General features: G+C 53.1%; 19 protein-coding genes. 10 read left to right on the top strand and 9 right to left on the bottom strand.

All coding sequences use genetic code 11. The features are described from left to right. Positions 1–923 precede the first annotated feature (923 nt). The 4 genes from NUH87_RS00760 (at position 924) to NUH87_RS00745 (ending at position 2,728) form a co-directional block, all read left to right on the top strand. Positions 924–1,271, top strand: a complete 348-nt coding sequence (locus NUH87_RS00760) for a DUF6124 family protein (protein WP_338524262.1) — start codon at positions 924–926, stop codon at positions 1,269–1,271. A 186-nt stretch (positions 1,272–1,457) separates the two neighbouring features. Further along, positions 1,458–1,664 (top strand): hypothetical protein, encoded by a 207-nt coding sequence (locus NUH87_RS00755; RefSeq protein ID WP_338524261.1) that lies wholly within the window; start codon positions 1,458–1,460, stop codon positions 1,662–1,664. A gap of 121 nt (positions 1,665–1,785) precedes the next feature. Continuing rightward, entirely contained in the window at positions 1,786–1,971 is a 186-nt protein-coding gene (locus NUH87_RS00750) for a hypothetical protein (RefSeq protein WP_338524260.1), read from the top strand. 490 nt (positions 1,972–2,461) lie between these two features. Next, on the top strand, positions 2,462–2,728 hold the full coding sequence (locus tag NUH87_RS00745; protein WP_338524259.1) for a hypothetical protein: 267 nt from the start codon (positions 2,462–2,464) through the stop codon (positions 2,726–2,728). Between the two features lie 73 nt (positions 2,729–2,801). Here the strand turns inward: NUH87_RS00745 and NUH87_RS00740 are convergent, their stop codons facing one another. From NUH87_RS00740 to NUH87_RS00725, 4 genes are all read right to left on the bottom strand, one after another. Then, on the bottom strand, positions 2,802–3,098 hold the full coding sequence (locus NUH87_RS00740; RefSeq protein ID WP_338524258.1) for a hypothetical protein: 297 nt from the start codon (positions 3,096–3,098) through the stop codon (positions 2,802–2,804). A gap of 143 nt (positions 3,099–3,241) precedes the next feature. Next, positions 3,242–3,460, bottom strand: coding sequence for a hypothetical protein (locus tag NUH87_RS00735; RefSeq protein WP_338524257.1), 219 nt, complete (start codon positions 3,458–3,460; stop codon positions 3,242–3,244). A 7-nt stretch (positions 3,461–3,467) separates the two neighbouring features. Continuing rightward, positions 3,468–3,887, bottom strand: coding sequence for a DUF6896 domain-containing protein (locus NUH87_RS00730; RefSeq protein ID WP_338524256.1), 420 nt, complete (start codon positions 3,885–3,887; stop codon positions 3,468–3,470). 242 nt (positions 3,888–4,129) lie between these two features. Further along, positions 4,130–4,288, bottom strand: coding sequence for a hypothetical protein (locus NUH87_RS00725; protein WP_338524255.1), 159 nt, complete (start codon positions 4,286–4,288; stop codon positions 4,130–4,132). A 216-nt stretch (positions 4,289–4,504) separates the two neighbouring features. Here NUH87_RS00725 and NUH87_RS00720 point away from each other — a divergent pair, with 216 nt between their 5' ends. Continuing rightward, a complete protein-coding gene (locus NUH87_RS00720) occupies positions 4,505–8,041 on the top strand; it encodes an NACHT domain-containing protein (protein WP_338524254.1) in 3,537 nt (1,178 codons plus the stop codon). Positions 8,042–8,172: 131 nt separating this feature from the next. Here the strand turns inward: NUH87_RS00720 and umuC are convergent, their stop codons facing one another. Then, positions 8,173–9,453 (bottom strand): translesion error-prone DNA polymerase V subunit UmuC, encoded by a 1,281-nt coding sequence (gene umuC, locus NUH87_RS00715; RefSeq protein WP_338527040.1) that lies wholly within the window; start codon positions 9,451–9,453, stop codon positions 8,173–8,175. Further along, positions 9,449–9,877 carry a translesion error-prone DNA polymerase V autoproteolytic subunit gene (locus tag NUH87_RS00710; RefSeq protein WP_338524253.1) on the bottom strand — a complete coding sequence of 143 codons (429 nt, stop codon included), beginning with the start codon at positions 9,875–9,877 and terminating at the stop codon, positions 9,449–9,451. The genes umuC and NUH87_RS00710 overlap by 5 nt, the downstream gene beginning before the upstream one ends. A 103-nt stretch (positions 9,878–9,980) precedes the next feature. On the opposite strand from NUH87_RS00710, the gene NUH87_RS00705 reads away from it, so the two are divergent. The 3 genes from NUH87_RS00705 (at position 9,981) to NUH87_RS00695 (ending at position 12,691) form a co-directional block, all read left to right on the top strand. Next, positions 9,981–10,673, top strand: a complete 693-nt coding sequence (locus NUH87_RS00705; RefSeq protein ID WP_338524252.1) for an SOS response-associated peptidase family protein — start codon at positions 9,981–9,983, stop codon at positions 10,671–10,673. Between the two features lie 1,020 nt (positions 10,674–11,693). Further along, positions 11,694–12,161 (top strand): hypothetical protein, encoded by a 468-nt coding sequence (locus tag NUH87_RS00700; RefSeq protein ID WP_338524251.1) that lies wholly within the window; start codon positions 11,694–11,696, stop codon positions 12,159–12,161. Between the two features lie 50 nt (positions 12,162–12,211). Further along, positions 12,212–12,691, top strand: a complete 480-nt coding sequence (locus NUH87_RS00695; protein ID WP_338524250.1) for a hypothetical protein — start codon at positions 12,212–12,214, stop codon at positions 12,689–12,691. A 112-nt stretch (positions 12,692–12,803) separates the two neighbouring features. Here NUH87_RS00695 and NUH87_RS00690 read toward each other — a convergent pair whose 3' ends face one another. The 3 genes from NUH87_RS00690 to NUH87_RS00680 form a co-directional block, all read right to left on the bottom strand. After that, positions 12,804–13,289, bottom strand: a complete 486-nt coding sequence (locus NUH87_RS00690; RefSeq protein ID WP_338524249.1) for a hypothetical protein — start codon at positions 13,287–13,289, stop codon at positions 12,804–12,806. A gap of 319 nt (positions 13,290–13,608) precedes the next feature. Continuing rightward, a complete protein-coding gene (locus tag NUH87_RS00685) occupies positions 13,609–14,295 on the bottom strand; it encodes a hypothetical protein (protein WP_338524248.1) in 687 nt (228 codons plus the stop codon). A gap of 407 nt (positions 14,296–14,702) precedes the next feature. Next, the gene (locus NUH87_RS00680; protein ID WP_338524247.1) at positions 14,703–15,059 is read right to left on the bottom strand and encodes a hypothetical protein; all 357 of its coding nucleotides are present in this window, start codon (positions 15,057–15,059) and stop codon (positions 14,703–14,705) included. 278 nt (positions 15,060–15,337) lie between these two features. On the opposite strand from NUH87_RS00680, the gene NUH87_RS00675 reads away from it, so the two are divergent. Together NUH87_RS00675 and NUH87_RS00670 are read left to right on the top strand one after the other, a co-directional pair. Then, the gene (locus NUH87_RS00675) at positions 15,338–15,634 is read left to right on the top strand and encodes a DUF3144 domain-containing protein (protein ID WP_338524246.1); all 297 of its coding nucleotides are present in this window, start codon (positions 15,338–15,340) and stop codon (positions 15,632–15,634) included. Positions 15,635–15,854: 220 nt separating this feature from the next. Further along, a complete protein-coding gene (locus NUH87_RS00670; protein ID WP_338524245.1) occupies positions 15,855–16,259 on the top strand; it encodes a DUF3592 domain-containing protein in 405 nt (134 codons plus the stop codon). Positions 16,260–16,417 lie beyond the last annotated feature (158 nt).

Genomic DNA, 16,417 nt, shown 5'->3' with positions numbered 1-16,417 from the left:
GCAAAAGTGGAAAACGATTGAAAAGCAGGTCCCTTTAACCATGATGGCAAAGTGGTTGCAACCTAGATTCGATGCCTATCAACGTCCCTATCCGACGACGGTTCCTATTCATTGCTCGTCCGGAGCAGTAGGACAAACAAACCGATCAGTTGCATCCCTACCACGACCATTACCACGCTCTTCGCTCCGATGCCGAGGCCTGCCACCCTGTCGATAAAAAGCAGCAAGAGCGCTACGCACACAGGAAGCATGCAAAGGACGTACAACACCCTGATCAGCTTTCGATGACGTCGTACCCATGTAGACGGCCCGTCTTCTTGAGCTACAGAGTCCAGAGGACCCAGGAATTCCAGAAGAACGATGAATAGATCGATCATTATGTGTTCTAGCGCAATGGTTTCGGCAGGAGGTATATGGCTTCAATTGAAACGCGCCTCTGTAACGGCTGCATTTGAATTTTCTGCATCCCCCTCATTACTACCAACGCCCAAATTGACTCGAAAGCAGCCATCCATTAACGGCCCTTTTCAACCAGCAGGATCGAACACAGGGTCAGTGGCGTTCGCGACCTCGCATAGAAGCCGGCAATTTCAGTGGCCAGCGAGAGTTCTCTCTTTCCCTTGAGTGAAATTTCCTAGAAAATCCTGACCGCTTGCGCCTGCCCACGCCGGTGGCTATCTTCGAGCTGTCACTGCGCATCAGTGGCAGGGTTTGGTAGCCCTCGGTGTAACTAGGCGCAAAGCGCCACCTTGAGCAAGGCGCTTTTTTTCGGCCTCAGCTTTATGGTGGTCGTGCGCAGGGCGTCCGCGGACGCGCCGGGTTCCTAGTGCACCGGTCTACCAACCTGCGTACGGCCGCCACCCTTAAATCGTTTGGTAGCGATGGTGACGGCTCCAATACATGCACTTGGAGTACCTCGTACTATGTTCAAGCCTACCCCCAACCCGCCCGCAACCTCCAACGTTGAAAGCATAGACCCTCGTATTGCCGACCGGGCTTTGTCTCACTACAACCTCGGTCCGGACGCTGGTTCGAAACCGGCCCCTGTCACCGTGCTGCATGATCATCTGAATGAACCCAGGTATCACGAGGACGCCCTGGCCAACGTCTACTCGATTCTGCAATCCGCGGCGGCCACGGCCTATGAGCACGCCGACAACCAGACCGGTTCGAACCGCAAGGTCGCGATGGGGGTGGTGCATCTGATTGAGTTGGCACAGCTGAAGATGGACTCGCTGCTGGATGAGCAAGCGGTCAGCATCAGACGCTGACAACGCTCAGTTGATGAACGGGAAACCTAGCTTCCCGTTCATTTGAGGGCGATTGCCTGACACCTGCTCAAACTGAGATAAGCAATCCAAGGTCATGTCCAACTCAGTTGAACCACAACCTCTCGACGTACCGACACACCCATTCTGACGCTGCTAGGCTTACATTTCCCCTGAGGAGATATCGCCATGCCAGCTGACTCTCAACTGCCTGATATTCTCGAAAAGCTCCACGAAAACCAGCTCGCGCTGGCCGACGCCATCGAGTCGATAGGGATGTGGATAGACCAGAGAGGATCCACCGGCGTTTCCAGTCATGTTCTTGGGGCCATCGCCACACTCGACTTGAACGCCGAGTCCGTCAGAAAGGGAATCGAATCACTGAAGAAACCGTAAGATGAAAGCGATCAACGCCAATGACAGGTTCTGATTGGGAAGCGACGGGCAGATCTCGTAAAGGTATGAACACTGAAGTCCGAGCTCGGCATTGGCCTATCCACCTCACGAAAGGGTTCCAATGGTGCTGATCAGTATTGAAGAAGCGGACACAAACGCTGGCTGGCTTGTCGTGATGAACGTTTGGCGCGTCAGATTTCGTAGCTACGCGGAGGCCGACGCCTTTGTGAAAAGGCTGAAAGATCGCATCAACGCACCGCATCCCTTGCCTATCAGCCTCAACAGACCGGTAGCCAAGCCATCTTGAGGAATGATCTCAGCCCCCCAACAAATACGTCATTATTTTGTAACCCATCGACAGCAATACTCACCTTACACATCGAACGTGTGCTCTTTTCCTGCTGCCATCTAAGGCAGCTTTTTTTTGCCTGATCGTTTTGGCAGTCGCTGCGCCAAGTCTACCAATTGAGTGTCGACTTTTTCCAGGGCGGTGGTCGCGGAAGACAGGCAGGCCTGCTCCAGCGGCTGCAGGTCGGTTTCGACCAAAGCCTTTTGACACCACTGATAGTGGTCATCTCTTCAAAATCAACACCTTACCTACAAAACAACACATCCAGGGCTCCTTGCACTGCCTGCAAGGGAGGCTGCCTACTACAACGCGCCTCACACGTAGCCTACAATCAGATTTCAGTTTTATGTCAGCAGGTGACCGGCTCCTTTCGCTCCGAGCCCTGATCAATTTCAAGATCACCTGACCCAAATGGAATCGTGACGTTACTGCCCCCAAGGATGTAGCTATGCATTCAACGCTAGACGTAGTTCGCGCTCAAATGCAGGCGGCTGAGCCGGTCTTGAAGCAGCTCGACGTGGAATTGGAGGCGATATGCTTTGATCCCTCTGTCCCTTCGAGCGTCGACGCAGCCACCGAGAGGGTCGCTGCAATCATCGATACGCTTCTGGTGGGATTTAAGGCCAATCCGATACTCGGTCCGTTGGCCGACCAACTGAGATCTCAATATCTCGACGCGATTCAACACCAGGTTGCTTCAGCTCAAGAAGGGTGAGATGAACGGGAAGCTTGGCTTCCCGTTTTGTTGATCACGCTTCAGGTCTTCGGTTGCTCGCCAACGCTGACTATCAATGCCAATCCTTAAAGCAGTGCATGCACTGTCGAGCTTTCCAGGTTCTCAGCTGTCCGCCGCAGAACGAGCAATGGGCGACTTTCTGCTTGCAGAGCAGAATCATCCGGTGCTGGAAGTACTCCCGAACGATGGCTGGGTCGATACCCTCACGCCTGACTATCTCGTCGAACACAGCCTGTTCGCCCGGCTCATCAAGTGCACCGATAGCCGACAGTGTTTCGACGGTGGGGCAGTAATTGGTGATCGTGTCTCCGCATCGATCACAGATGCGATGACCAAGCTGGCGAGTCATGGTTTCAATCCTTTGAGAATGTGTCGTCATTGCACGGCAGGAGCCTGTTGGTGCGATAGTGTGAGCGGCCCCAGGGCATTTTTTTCGTCCGCCCTCCCCCCTGATGATCACTGACGCGTCGAGCCGGTGGTAGGTATCGAAAGTTACCCGATCCGAAAAACACGGAAAATCACGGCGCCAGCTTTTTCGCCATCAATCTCATACAGTCCCTGGAGAACGGCCTGGTCAGTGAGTCGATGCAGTCGAAAATGGTTATAGAAAGCCTGGCCCAGTCGCTGCTGATCAAACGCCCCTTGCTCCCATAGGTCGAGAAACTCGTCGTATCTGGCGCTCTCGATTTCCATCGGTGGTTTGCTGCTCATGCCTGCCTCAAACCGATCGTGAATAATCTGCGTCTGCAACGTAGTAAAGGATGTACCCCGAGTACACCAGCGAGCCTGCCGCTACCTCTTCTTTGAAACACTCCTTGAGTGCGTCCTCTGTGGCAAAGCCATATTCCGGCAACCTGGAGTTGGAAAAACCGGCGAGCCGCCCCACGTTGTACCCATGGATCTCGCCGTGATCCCCAAAATCAAAATCTACTGCGCCCGTGGGGAAGTGGACCGCGCAGCCGAAGCCATGTTTGAAATAGCGGATGCCACCTTCAAGCTCACCGTGGTCGGGTATGTCAGTTTCAACCCAGTCGGTGCACGTAGAAGGCCGCAGGATCCCAGACCGTTGCATGAGCTCCACAGCCGTTCGGACACTGGCCTGGTAGTCAGAAATCAAACGGGCAAGTTGGTTGTTCATGACGCCTCGGATTGTAGAGAAGCAGGCCGACCTTGCAGGAAGTCGAGCGACTGCATGGAGCAGCGTCGAAGGTTGTTTCACCCAAGGGTAACGCGCAACTGCTTGGTCGTCATGGACAGGACACGGCAGTTACGATCGTGCCTCATCCGCCCTCCTCTTGCTCAGTGTGTGTGAGCGAGGAAAGACCTCACATGAGACCGGCTCTACCGACGCAGGCTATCCGGTGAGCTGAATCACAATCGCTAGATGGATTTGATCGACACCACTTCGAAATACCGGAACCTCTTCTTTTTGGCCTCGCTCTTGGCCTCCTGCTCCACGATGAAGGTGCTCAGGGTATTGGCATCATAGGTCAGCACCTCGACGTCGCCTCCAAACTGTTTGGTAGCGCGCAGAGTCACTTGCAACTTTGGGAGGTGTGCTCGAAATGCAGGTTGGGCCTTGGAGAAAGCATTAGCACTGCATGGAAAGTAACTCCTCGCGAGATGGGTTGCATCAGGCACTTCTTATGCGGTCAAATGCTAATACTAAGCATGGCGGTGGCTGAGAGCCTGACCACTGCAACGCGGCTTTCAACCCTACGGGGCCTTTAACCATTCGAAATGCAGGGACGCACCTTGGCCGAGTCCGGAGGTCCGACAACACAGTCGGGCATTTATTACCAAAACACCATCACCGCGCTCTACCTGGGCTCCCTACTAGACGCTCGTCCGCCAACTAATCGAGGGTCCAGAATCACCTCAGTACGTGTAGAAGCCCCTGAGGATATCGATGATACCGTCGTCCATTATGCAGACGGCTCGACACTTTATATTCAAGCGAAGGAGCAACTCTCTCTTCACGGTGAGGCATGGATTAAGTTCTGGAGCTCAGCCAAACAGCAGTTTGCCAAATGCCGCAGTGACCGAGACCAATTTCTCTTGGTCCTCGGCACCTTGGGCTTGGCACTAGAGAACCTACGAGAAACACTTGAACGCGCTCAGGGAAAGGAAAACTTTCAAGAATGGCAAAATGCTCTGAATCAAGAGCAACTCAAGATTTCCGGCCTAATCGTTAACGCACTCTCTGTCCCTAACGACGAAGCATTCGCCGTGATCAAGCGAACACGTGCTGAAATCATACCACTAGACATAGCTGAGACGACTAGAGCTCGTGATTGGATGCCAAATGCCTCTGAAAAGCCGACGGCACTACTTAGCCGTTTAAGAGACTGCTGTGGCGGGGCAGCTAGAATTCGCCACACTTTCCGAGCAAGCGAGTTGCCAGAAACACTTTTCAGCAAATTTAATTTGCGTATTTTTGGGACTCACAATGATGGACTTGAGAAATATTGCAATACAATAGCCACTCAAGTCGACCACATTGGAGTACCAGGTACTGCTATATCCTTACACCAGGATGATTTATTTTTATGGCCCACGGTCGTACCGCTTGCAGAAGCGGTACATTCAAGCTTCGAGGATGAAGATCCGTGGATCAACCACCATCATACGACCGATGAAATAGATTTATCGGAGTTCCCATCCCAAGAGATGGGGCTTATCATTCTAGAAAGCGGCGCCGGATATGGTAAGTCGACAATTCTCCGAGCTACAGCGCGCCGTCTAGCAACAAAGTCTTCATTTGTCCCTGCACTTATGCATGCCGAGGTCTTGCCAGAGCATCCAACAATCCAAGACTATCTCAATGATACATATAACTCTCGCTATCAAGTCAGCATCGATTGGACGACTCTTTGTGAGCAAGGTCGTGCAGTACTTCTCATCGATGGGGTTGACGAGCTTAATGATGGTGCACGGGCAGCATTAATCAATATGATAGAGCGTGCTGTAGCGCGCTTCCCCGACACACCGATATTGATTGGAGCGCGCGACGCTTCGGTGACCTCATTCCCACCACAATTTAAAATTTTTCGCGTACAACGTCTCGACTATGATCAAATGGTCACGATGTTAGAGACATACCTCCGCGCTCGCGGTGAAATCAATATTCAGAGCAAAATTCAACATGTCCATGCTTACGAAGAGCTGAGCTCACTCTGTCGAATCCCGTTATTTCTTGCGATTTTTGCAAGCACTCTACCCAAGAGCGGAACAGTTCCAACCAGCAGAGCAGAAGTGCTTGAGCTATATATTCAGAATGCACTATCACCCGAAAGACACAAGGGCGTCATAAAGTCGAAAATCAGTAAAACCCAACTACGATGTGGTTCTGAAGCGATTGCATCTCTATCTCTTGAGCGAAACGAAGCTGCTGTTCCTGACTCTTTGATCCGCACATGCCTGAGCAAGAAACTCGGAGACCCTACCGGTGACGACTGCATCGATACATTAGTTCAAAATGGGATACTTGAACGCAGAGGGTCACGGCTTGCTTTTAGTATCCCAACAATCCAAGAATATCTCGCAGGCTGTGTATTGGCTGATACCGGCAGACTCAATGCAGAAGACTGGATCGAAAACGTATACAGGCGCCCATGGGCTCAAGCCATTCAATTTGCCGTGGAAAAAATCGATAATGCAGACACATTACTACGCCGACAAATAGAACACGAAGACGATATATTTCACACATCTCTAAGGTTAGCCGCAAGGTGCGTAACCAACGGTGCTACAGTCAGCAAAGACCTAAAAGACACGATTGCATCAAAGTTGGCTAGCGCCCTCAAAAGCGGAGGTTTTCAAACAAGCACTCAAATTTCAAATTTGATTGCAGATGGCTTCTGCAAGCCAATTCACGACGACATTCGCAATATATTAACCAACAGCAGCAACTTTTTTTTCGGCCGAGCAACTATTCTCGCACGAGCGGCCGACAGCGCGTTAACTCTCAAATGCCTGGAATCAGTTCTCAGCCGACAGGACATTAGAGAGCTCTGGAGCTATGACTGGCACACAGCAATAAAAGCTGTTACAAACGAAGCAATCGAACTCCTGCTTCGGCGTGCGCGACAAGAAGCTGGCAGCACTTTATCTTCATCAGTAATAGCCGAAACTCTTTATCGTCTACGCGAGCAACCCTCAATCGACTGGAAAGTAATTTCCACCGACAAAACCCTTCCTTTAACTGTAAGATGCGCTGCGACATTCTGCACAGCAGAGCACTCAGACAACTCTCAGTCAGAACTGATAGATGCAGCAGTTGACGACTGTTCAAAGCACGAATACATCTGGGAAAGCTTTAGCGAGGCTTATACATCTACAACATGGTGGAAAGATCACTTCAGAACAATTTGCCAACAAAATAAAAAACCTGATCACAACCATGCACTAGAATATCTTAGCAGCGATCGCAACCAACTTGTCACTGATGAGATCATCGACTTACTTTCTGAAGTTTCTCGAGCGCCCTCAACCAACCCAGAGCTTCGACTTAATATCCAAGGCATCCTTGGAGCGATTGGCCTATCTGATTTCGCCCAAATTGCTACAGACGCCCTGACAACAGCTGATATTAGTGAAATCCACACCTGGATTAACAGAACCCCATACTTCCCAAACACAATCATACTACAGGGAATGAAAATAATTTTCAGCCGCCCTTTACCGGTCAGTGCTTTAGTTGAAATTATTAACTCCCTACAATATGAATCAACACTTCAAGCTGAAAAAGCATCCAAAACCCTTAATCTAGCAGGACCATTCAAGCATCGCAAACCCTGCAAAGAAATCACAACACAACTTATCACACACGCAGAATCCTTGATGAGATCTGAAGGCATCTGCAATCAAGACCGTATAAAACTGCTCTTCACATGCTCAAATGCTGGGTCAATACAGGCAGCCCAAAATTTAAAAGCAGCACTAGACACTTATTTAAAAAGCCATGAAAAAATCGAAACCAAGGACTGGAATAACTGGATAGCAAACTTTGCTTTCAACCATTCCATAGAGCTAGAAACAAATACGCTTTGGTTAATTTTAGAAAAAGGCAAAGAGCTCCCAATGTCTACCATTGTAGATAGAATTATCACAAATGATGGCGAAAACGCCTACCAAAAACTTATAGACCATGCTAATTTGCACCCCTTTTCTTCAGCCTGGAGCGGAATATATTCTTACTTCGAAAGAAATGCTGCCCGCAAAGGTTTAATCCTTCGCAATGTGGATGGAAAACTAGAGCTATCAGCTCCAGAAAAATTCTCACACAGATAAAGCCATAATCACAAACTGATAAACTTAATAATACTCAAATAGAAAATCACGACAACTCTAATTAAGAGATGATTTTAGTGATCATTTGACCACTGTGTGCCATCTCTTGTTTTCTCCCGTGAACCCGAAGTTTAGCAACACGACACCTTCCACAACTGATCCAGCCGGGTGGTGAAGCTGCGGCTCATCATCTCCCGGCGCATGCCCCACTCGGGGTTCAGCGGGACGCTGGCTGCACGCAGCGTTCCCCTGCCCCATCGGTTGTTGATCTGGTCCAGGACGGTCATCACCTTCGTGGTGTTAGCGGGTTGAGAGGCGGCGAACAGATCATCGGTGTACTCGCCTCGCTGGCAGAGATTGAGCAGTAGGACCTCGGCCTTGCTGTATCTGAAGCCAGGCCGAAAGAGTTGGTCGAGTGCATCCACTGCCATTTTCGTCAGCAGACGCACGTCGTCCGTGGGGTACGGCAGATCAATCACCACCCCGTTCGCGTACTTGGCCTCCTCCGGGTTGAACATCCCCGTCCGGATGCTGACCCGGATCTTCTTGCACAGGGACTGCTGGGCCCTGAGTTTTTCCGAGGCTCGCATCATGTAAGTGGCCACAGCCTCTTTGATCGGTGGCAATGTCTTCAGCCGCTGGCCGAACATCCGGCTGCAGCAGATCTCCTGCTTGGGTGCGTCGGGTTCGTCCAGCTCTAGGCATGGCGTCCCTGCCAGCTCACGGGCCGTCTTCTCGATCACCACGCTGAAGTTCTTGCGCAGCATCCAAGGATCAGCTTGTGAGAGCTGCCAAGCGGTTCTGATGTCCATCCCGGCCAGGTGCGCCGTCATCTTTCGGCCAATGCCCCACACATCCGATACGTCGCTGGCCTTCAGCAACTTCTCCCGGCGGTTCGGTGCCCGGACATCCAAGACACCACCCAATTGCGCCTGCCACTTCTTCGCGCCATGGTTGGCCAGCTTGCTGAGGGTCTTGGTACCGGCAATGCCCACCCCCACCGGAATACCAGTACTCCTGAGCACCTGGGCGCGTATGCGGCGCCCCAACTGCTCCAGGTTCTCGGTCATGCCAGTGAGTTCAGCAAACGCCTCATCGATGCTGTAGACCTCCAACGCCGGCACCATGGACTCAATCACTGTCATGACCCGCTGGCTCATGTCCCCGTACAGCGCATAGTTCGAAGAGAACGGCACGATGCCGTGCTGGCGGAGCTTGTCCTGGATCTGGAAGTACGGCTCACCCATCTTGATGTGCGGCTTGGCATCCGCAGAGCGGGCAATCACACAGCCGTCGTTGTTGCTCAGCACGACGATGGGCGTATGGGCGAGGTCTGGCCGGAACACTCGCTCGCAGCTTGCATAGAAGCTGTTGCAGTCGATCAGCGCGAAGACCGGCTCAGGGCGTTCAATGACCATGGCTGCGCACACTGAAGGTAATTACCCCCCAGATCGACAGCTCATCGCCTTCCATGACGTAACGGGACGGGTATCTGGGGTTCTCCGACTTCAGGATCACCTCTGGCCCTTGCTTGCACAGCCGCTTGCAGACCGGTTCGTTGTTCAGCAGTGCGACAACGATATGCCCGTGCAACGGCTCGATAGACCGATCCACCACGGCTAAGTCGCCGTCGAAGATTCCAGCGCCTTGCATGCTGTCCCCCTCAATCGACACCAGGTACACATGGGGCGCTCGTATGTTCAAAAGCTCATCCAGTGAGATCTGTTGTTCGATATGGTCAGAGGCCGGCGACGGGAAACCCGCCGGCACTTTGAAGGAACAGAGGGGCAGCTCGGCACCGCCTTCTGCGAGAGGGCCTAAAATGGTAAAGCTCATGACGCACGACTTCCGAAATACCTGTACGAATATACAGTTAACGTTGTAGGAGCCTTGCGGTCAATTCCATTGAGGGGGATGGCGACAAGCGGAGGTGCTCAGCATGTGCGGACGATTTGCGCAGTATCAGGGTATGGCGGATTACCTGCGCGAGCTTGAGGCCGAGCAAGACGTCATCAGCGGCTACGACAATGAGCCCATCGCTCGCTACAACATCGCTCCCACTACCCGGGTGTTGATCCTGCACAGCGTTGATGAAGGTCTGCGGATCGATCCCGTGCACTGGGGCTGGGCGCCCTTCTGGGCCAAAGGCAAACGACCTGATCCGATCAACGCACGGGTCGAAACCGTCACCACCGGGAAATTCTTCAAACAGCTCTGGCCAAGTGGGCGAGCACTGGTCGTGGCCGATGGTTGGTACGAGTGGGTGAAAGATCCCAACGACCCGAAGAAGAAGCAGCCCTATTTCATTCGCCTGAAGAGCCAGGCACCGATGTTCTTCGCGGCACTGGCCCAGGTTCACCCCGGCCTTGAACCCCACGAAGGTGACGGATTCGTGATCATCACCGCCGCCAGCGACCAGGGCATGGTCGACATCCACGACCGGCGACCGCTGGTGCTGGCGCCGGAACACGCCAGGGAATGGATCGCCCCCGAGCTCTCGCCAGCACGGGCAGAGGACATCGCGAAAAACCTGTGCCTGCCCGTCGAAGCCTTCGAGTGGTATCCCGTCGACACCGCAGTCGGAAACGTCAGAAATCAGGGCGGAGATTTGATCTTGCCACTCTCAAAATGAGTGGATAACAGCTTGCAGTCGCTACGATATCCTTTAGATACCTATTTGATATTGCTTCCATACTCTTTCCATACTCTTTCCACACTTCAGCCACACTCTTTACTGTCCCTTTTCTGTCCTCTTGTTGTCCCTTTTTTGTCTCCTGCTGCCATTTTTTCCGTTATGTCTCGGTGTTTACCACGCGCCATAACTCAAGAGATTGCACTCCCTAGAAAATCTTGACTCCCCAGCTCTTATACTTACGTGTAGAGAATCACAAACGCCTGTCCAGCCCTTCTACGAGCAGGTCCTGAGCAAACCCTACTCCAATTAACCGAACAAATTTTTTGGCTAAAATCAGGTTAAAATCTTCTCTCTTGACGAGCACCGTCACATTCAATTAATGTGACCTCGCTCCAACTACTTTCCCTAACGCAGTTCGACAAAATCTGTTTTGCAAGGACTTATGTCGCCTGCAATAAAGTAGGCACGGTAGTTGAAGGGGGCGCTCGAAAGTAAAAAAGGCAAATGAGGTTGCACCCTCATCTGCCCTATACCTGACAGCGCAAAGACGTTAACCCTGGTGACGTTTAGCCCCAGTCCTTTGTGCCGAACATAGCAAACAAACCCTAGCACACAGGACCGGTGACACCAAGACCAGTAACTGTAAAGCCTTGCAAATAGGGGGTGCTATGAGTCCGTTTTGGGAAATGGCGCTGGCGCTGGTTAAGCTCGCGACAGAGACGCTGAAATTCCTCCAGATTCCGGAGGTGCTTCAGATGCTGCAGGCTCTTCTGACCTGACTCTCTGGCAGGGCTCATGCCCTGCCAGCCTTTCAACATGCTCTATGGGGCCGACCATCACGCTACCCTTCTCGAGGAGACGTAATCATCTACAGGCGCCGCTGAATACCGAACGAAGAGCAATGAAGCTCAATGACCGCTATCAGCTCAGGGTGTGCAAGCGGTCAACGATCTATTCACCGAGCGTTCGTTGCACCCGGGCTCGCGAAGCGCTCACCCAATCTAAAGGACTTTGCCCATGCACCACCGCATCCATGCCGCTCGCCATCAGGCAGGCTTCTCTAGCAGCCCCTGCGCCTGGCTGACCATCGACGACGTGGCCATCGAACAATGGTTGGCCACCCATCTCAATGATCCCCAGGTTGCCGCGCTCGGTCTTTCGCTAATTTGGCTGGTGCATGAGGACGAAGACGCTCTCGCGAAACGTCGTTTCATCCCCGGAGAAGATGGCACCTCCACCCTCGTACCGCTGTTGGTGTGCAGCGACGACATGGATTTCGACTGCACCGTGCTGATGGCCGAACAGGTCATTGAAGGCGACACCCTGCACTGGCGCCGTTTCGGCTGGAGCGCTTCCGGCAAGTTGGAAGTGGGCATTTCCACCCGCTGGTTCACAGAAAGCCAGCCGGTGAGCTTTGCGCTGGAAGACTTCCGCGTAGCACTGGAGGGGTTTGACAACTTGCTTAAGGAACAAGCCGGCCAATGATGGAGTGTCAGCGTGGGCCAACAGATGACGCTCGAACCTAAGGTAACGCGATGAAGAGAAAAGCAGCAATGACTGCACTTGCGGCCAGCAACACAGCCGCTCAGCCTGAGCCTGGCTGGAAGTTTGACCCTGATCGTATGACCCGAATACCCGATTGCCAATCGATCATCGAAGTACTTCGCCACATCAAACACGGAGGGCCGGAATGGGCGCATCGTAACGTCACCCTGTGGTTTCCTGGCCCATCAAATGCTTGGGCTCAGGTGTACTCGCTTCAGGACACCAGCTCCCCGTACTTTGACTTCATGTACACCCGCAATGAGTCGCCTCAGGAAGCCTTGTCCACGCTGCTAGGGAAATACCCACAGTGCACCGTTGTCGATTGGTCGCGCGGCCGCTTGGCCTGTATCAGGGCCCTTGGTGTGGATGTTGAGACGCTAGCCGAAATCATCCGAGATGTCGCTGAAACTGCTTGGGATGAGCGCATCACGGTCGTTGATGCTTCGTATGAGGAAATGGGTAGAGCGTGACCCAAGAGCAGACGGTCGACCTTAGCTCCCGAAGCGCGTGCGCACCACTCTGCGTTGACCAGAACCAGGACAGCCAAATAGAAAGAATGAAATGTACAGACCCGGCTGTGGGTCAGTCATCACATCTGAAATTCCCGTGCCCCACACGCTGGATATTGAGCCAGAACGTATCCGCCGGCTCATACTGCGCCAGGCTGATCGCGTGCTCCTGCCCCTTCTCATCCACGTCGATCACTAGGCGATCCCAATCGAACTCTGGACTCATTGAAACGCTGTAGGACGGATGAGGGTCATCGAGGCAGAAATGAATCGAGAACACGTACAGCGGCGAGCCCATCTGGGCATTGCGTTCATAGAGTCGCCACAAATCAGGCATTCGCGGTTTGCAGAGCTGCTCGGCAAAAGCCAACGCCTCAGGTAGATCATCCCAAACGGCCTGAACGATACGTTGGGCAGCGACAAGGCGCTCATGCAGCCGCTCACCTTTGCGGTGCTCAACGTAAATCAGCAACTGCCCGAACTGATACTCGCACTGCCAGATACCGGAGCGACCTTCCCAGTACCCCAGCATGGATTCGGTGAGTAGGTTGATGTCCATATCCGCCGTGGGGCACTCTTGATGAAAGGCTCGTAGCTTATAGCTTCCTGCCTCGAAAATGAACCGCCCAACATGCGACCATTGAGTCGCACTTACCTCTGACCACTGGCAACCCTGGGCAGATTTCGATCAATCGTAACGGGCAGAAACCGGCCACTTGCGGCCAGAGGCTTCGGGTCGCTCCCTGCCAATCAGGGTCATGAAGCATACCGGACTGATTCGATGCAAATGACAGGTGAGGTCGATTGCAAATAGGTGAGCTAGCCTATGCACTTACCCATAAGTGCAGGGATGCAGCCGGCCTCCCTAGCCAGAAGAGTCAATCTGGGACAATGATCTTGGCTAGTTCCTCGTAAAGCTCAGCGAACGCCTCAAAATGACTCAGGCCACGAGCTACGTAGCTAGCTGGAAATGCGCGCTGAATTGGAGCGGTGAGCAGGGTTCCCGGCTGGTAGCCGCTAGTGAGTTGCTTGGTCCCAAGTAACGCGCATGCGGTGGATTTGAAGGACAGTTTGCACTTTTCAGAATTGTGCGCGACTCGATTCCTGATTGCGGAAGCATGCCGAATGAGACCGTCCTTTCCATTCAGCGCGCCGTAGGGGTGGTGAGCGAAAAAGAAGTCAGCCGTACGCCATACCCCCCGCGGCTCGGTGACCTTCAAGTAGTCTCTGCTCCGCTTGTAGTCAGGATCATTCGACAAGATCTCGTAGGCGTGATTCAAGTCTTTCGCGCGCCCATATTTGGGAGTCGGACAATAGCCATTAGCGGCCTCCGCTCCCGTCATGTATCGCACCAGTGAAGCTTCGAGAAATTCTTCCCAGGCAGAAACCATGCCCATGAACGCGAGTTCAATAATCTGGTTTACGTGCTTGGTATGGATCGTGTTGATCGTGTTCTGAGGAGACCACCTCGGCAGCGCCTGGACTGCGTGAGTCATATTCTGGGCCCGAATGATCTCTCCTACGAGAGTTCGCTTGATGTGTGCAACTTTCGACTTTGCCGCCATTCCTTGTCCTCGACAGATATACCAGAACTGGTACAGCACGTAGCACGGGAGGCCCTGGAAAGGCTTCTCGCGCGATGGAACGGGGCAGTATAGGGGAGACAATGCTCAGAAAGCGCTATCGGCCATATACAACGTGGTTGACTGGTGTGGGTGGAGACAGCAGCCGAACGTCAGCTTTGGGTCGATTTCAGTCGGTCGTGACATGCAACAATCAGCCAAAAGCTGCCGGCAGAGCCATTGCCAAGAGAGGCCAAACGACTCAATCAGTCTCTGCGCCCAATGGTGAATGAACGTACCGACCGATGCCTTCGGATTTCTGCCAAGATGGTAGCTCTGAGAACCGTCCAAACAGCTGAGACGTGTGCATGCCATCCCTCCTCCCATCAAATCCCTCAGGTCCAATGGATTCAATCACAGGTGCTTTCCCACCCAGCCTGAAATTGCAGGCAGATGGTCTTTGCCAAATCATGGGCAGTACTGGCTTGGCAACCCATCAGGGTATAGCAGTCAGAGTCGGTGAAGATCACTTGACCATCCCGTACCGAATTCATCACGAGGGCAACGAGCAAGCCTGTGAGTCGTTGACGGGAACGCAGAGCGTCATGTACTCGTGCCTTCTGACACGGCACCACGACGGCCGTGTGCGCCAGCGTCAATTGGAACGTATTCTTCCAGTCTCTGAGCCCTGGGTTGTTCCATTCGTTATCCAGCTCACTGGCGAGTACGTCATCGAGATTCTTAGCACCTGTGAAACCCATCTCCACGCCCTTGCCCCCGCGCTTTACGGCACCTTCATCCGGGACAACCCGACGTATTTTCAGGCAACGCGAGATCGCATGATCAGCTACTGGGATTGCTACTATCGAACGCCGTACAAGCGCAGGTCTGACTATGTCGGGTTCCGACTGTTTGACAGGCTCCGAGAATTTGCAGAATGCTTCTGAACATCTGAGAGCCCCCCACAACCGGCAGCTTCGGTCGACTTCAGCCGGGCGCGACAAGCCGATGTCGGCCCATTACGAAATCAAAAAGGTATTGAGCAATGCCAGAAAACACTGACGAATCGTTCTACGACCGTGCAGACGCGCATATAAATTTATCGAACGAACAGCTTAAGGCGTTCGAAAACCTTGGCAAGGTAAGCGCGTCGATGATGTTTGGGACCACCCGGTTCAATGCTTGGGTAAGCGCTCGCGGCTTCAAATCTGGCGAGGAGATGGCCCAGGCCCGCGAGGCGATGCTGAACTATTTCTGTGAGCAGTACCGGATGATGCTCGAGGATAATCTCGACGACCACATCAACAACTTCACTCAATACATGAGCGCGACAGACGCTTAATTGATCCATTACCTTTAATGCTCGTCCGCTTTGGGTCCAGCTGTGTGAAACGTGGTGGATGCTCAAAGGCATTCAGCAAGGCAGCGAAAACTACGCCTGCGTATGAACCTCGGCGCAGCTTCCTGTGGCCAGCCACATGGCATCTATCACACGGTGGCATCTGGCCGCCAATCAGGAAATAATCGCGCAAACCCGCCGGCTCGCAAGGACTGCTCGCACTATGACTTATGTTCTGTTGTTAAAGGTTCTCGTAGCGGCAGTGGGCACGCTAGTGAGCCTGTGGCGGATGATTCGAATACTGCGCATGACCGAGGGCTCTATCGTCGAAGGCCAGATCACCTACGTTGAAGGAAAGCCGGGGCGCGGTGGCAGTGCCCTTCTGACCTTCAGCTACAGCGCCGAGGGCCAGCGCTTGCACAAAACCTGGGGAGAGACCCTTGATGCTCGTTCGCGACACAAACTGCTAGACGCCGTCGCGCGTTATAACATTGGCGACAGCGTCCCGGTCTGGTACGCAAAGGCCGACCCTGACGTCTGCTGCATTGGCGAGCGCGTGCAACCGCGCGACTTCATCAGGAACAGATTTGCACAGTTGAGTGAGGGCCTGATGCGCCTGTTTCGTTGACCCGGATGGCAGGGTGGCGGCTATAGGTCCACCTGCGATTGTCTAACCTTCTGATCGTCGAGACCGTGAAAGGCTCGCAGGTTATAGATACCTTCCCCCCTTGATAGGTCGTAGCCAAAAACTCATGCCTTCTCACTACTCCATTCAAATCACACCAG

Source organism: Pseudomonas batumici (assembly GCF_036585405.1).
Lineage (GTDB): Bacteria > Pseudomonadota > Gammaproteobacteria > Pseudomonadales > Pseudomonadaceae > Aquipseudomonas > Aquipseudomonas batumici.
The sequence above is the reverse complement of the archived record's forward strand: the minus strand, read 5'-3'. Positions and strand labels throughout refer to the sequence as shown.

Coding starts and splice junctions, on each gene's coding strand:
- NUH87_RS00760 (WP_338524262.1), top strand. CDS start 924: ATGTTCAAGCCTACCCCCAACCCGCCCGCAACCTCCAACGTTGAAAGC.
- NUH87_RS00755 (WP_338524261.1), top strand. CDS start 1,458: ATGCCAGCTGACTCTCAACTGCCTGATATTCTCGAAAAGCTCCACGAA.
- NUH87_RS00750 (WP_338524260.1), top strand. CDS start 1,786: ATGGTGCTGATCAGTATTGAAGAAGCGGACACAAACGCTGGCTGGCTT.
- NUH87_RS00745 (WP_338524259.1), top strand. CDS start 2,462: ATGCATTCAACGCTAGACGTAGTTCGCGCTCAAATGCAGGCGGCTGAG.
- NUH87_RS00740 (WP_338524258.1), bottom strand. CDS start 3,098: ATGACTCGCCAGCTTGGTCATCGCATCTGTGATCGATGCGGAGACACG.
- NUH87_RS00735 (WP_338524257.1), bottom strand. CDS start 3,460: ATGAGCAGCAAACCACCGATGGAAATCGAGAGCGCCAGATACGACGAG.
- NUH87_RS00730 (WP_338524256.1), bottom strand. CDS start 3,887: ATGAACAACCAACTTGCCCGTTTGATTTCTGACTACCAGGCCAGTGTC.
- NUH87_RS00710 (WP_338524253.1), bottom strand. CDS start 9,877: ATGAGCTTTACCATTTTAGGCCCTCTCGCAGAAGGCGGTGCCGAGCTG.
- NUH87_RS00705 (WP_338524252.1), top strand. CDS start 9,981: ATGTGCGGACGATTTGCGCAGTATCAGGGTATGGCGGATTACCTGCGC.
- NUH87_RS00700 (WP_338524251.1), top strand. CDS start 11,694: ATGCACCACCGCATCCATGCCGCTCGCCATCAGGCAGGCTTCTCTAGC.
- NUH87_RS00695 (WP_338524250.1), top strand. CDS start 12,212: ATGAAGAGAAAAGCAGCAATGACTGCACTTGCGGCCAGCAACACAGCC.
- NUH87_RS00690 (WP_338524249.1), bottom strand. CDS start 13,289: ATGGACATCAACCTACTCACCGAATCCATGCTGGGGTACTGGGAAGGT.
- NUH87_RS00685 (WP_338524248.1), bottom strand. CDS start 14,295: ATGGCGGCAAAGTCGAAAGTTGCACACATCAAGCGAACTCTCGTAGGA.
- NUH87_RS00675 (WP_338524246.1), top strand. CDS start 15,338: ATGCCAGAAAACACTGACGAATCGTTCTACGACCGTGCAGACGCGCAT.
- NUH87_RS00670 (WP_338524245.1), top strand. CDS start 15,855: ATGACTTATGTTCTGTTGTTAAAGGTTCTCGTAGCGGCAGTGGGCACG.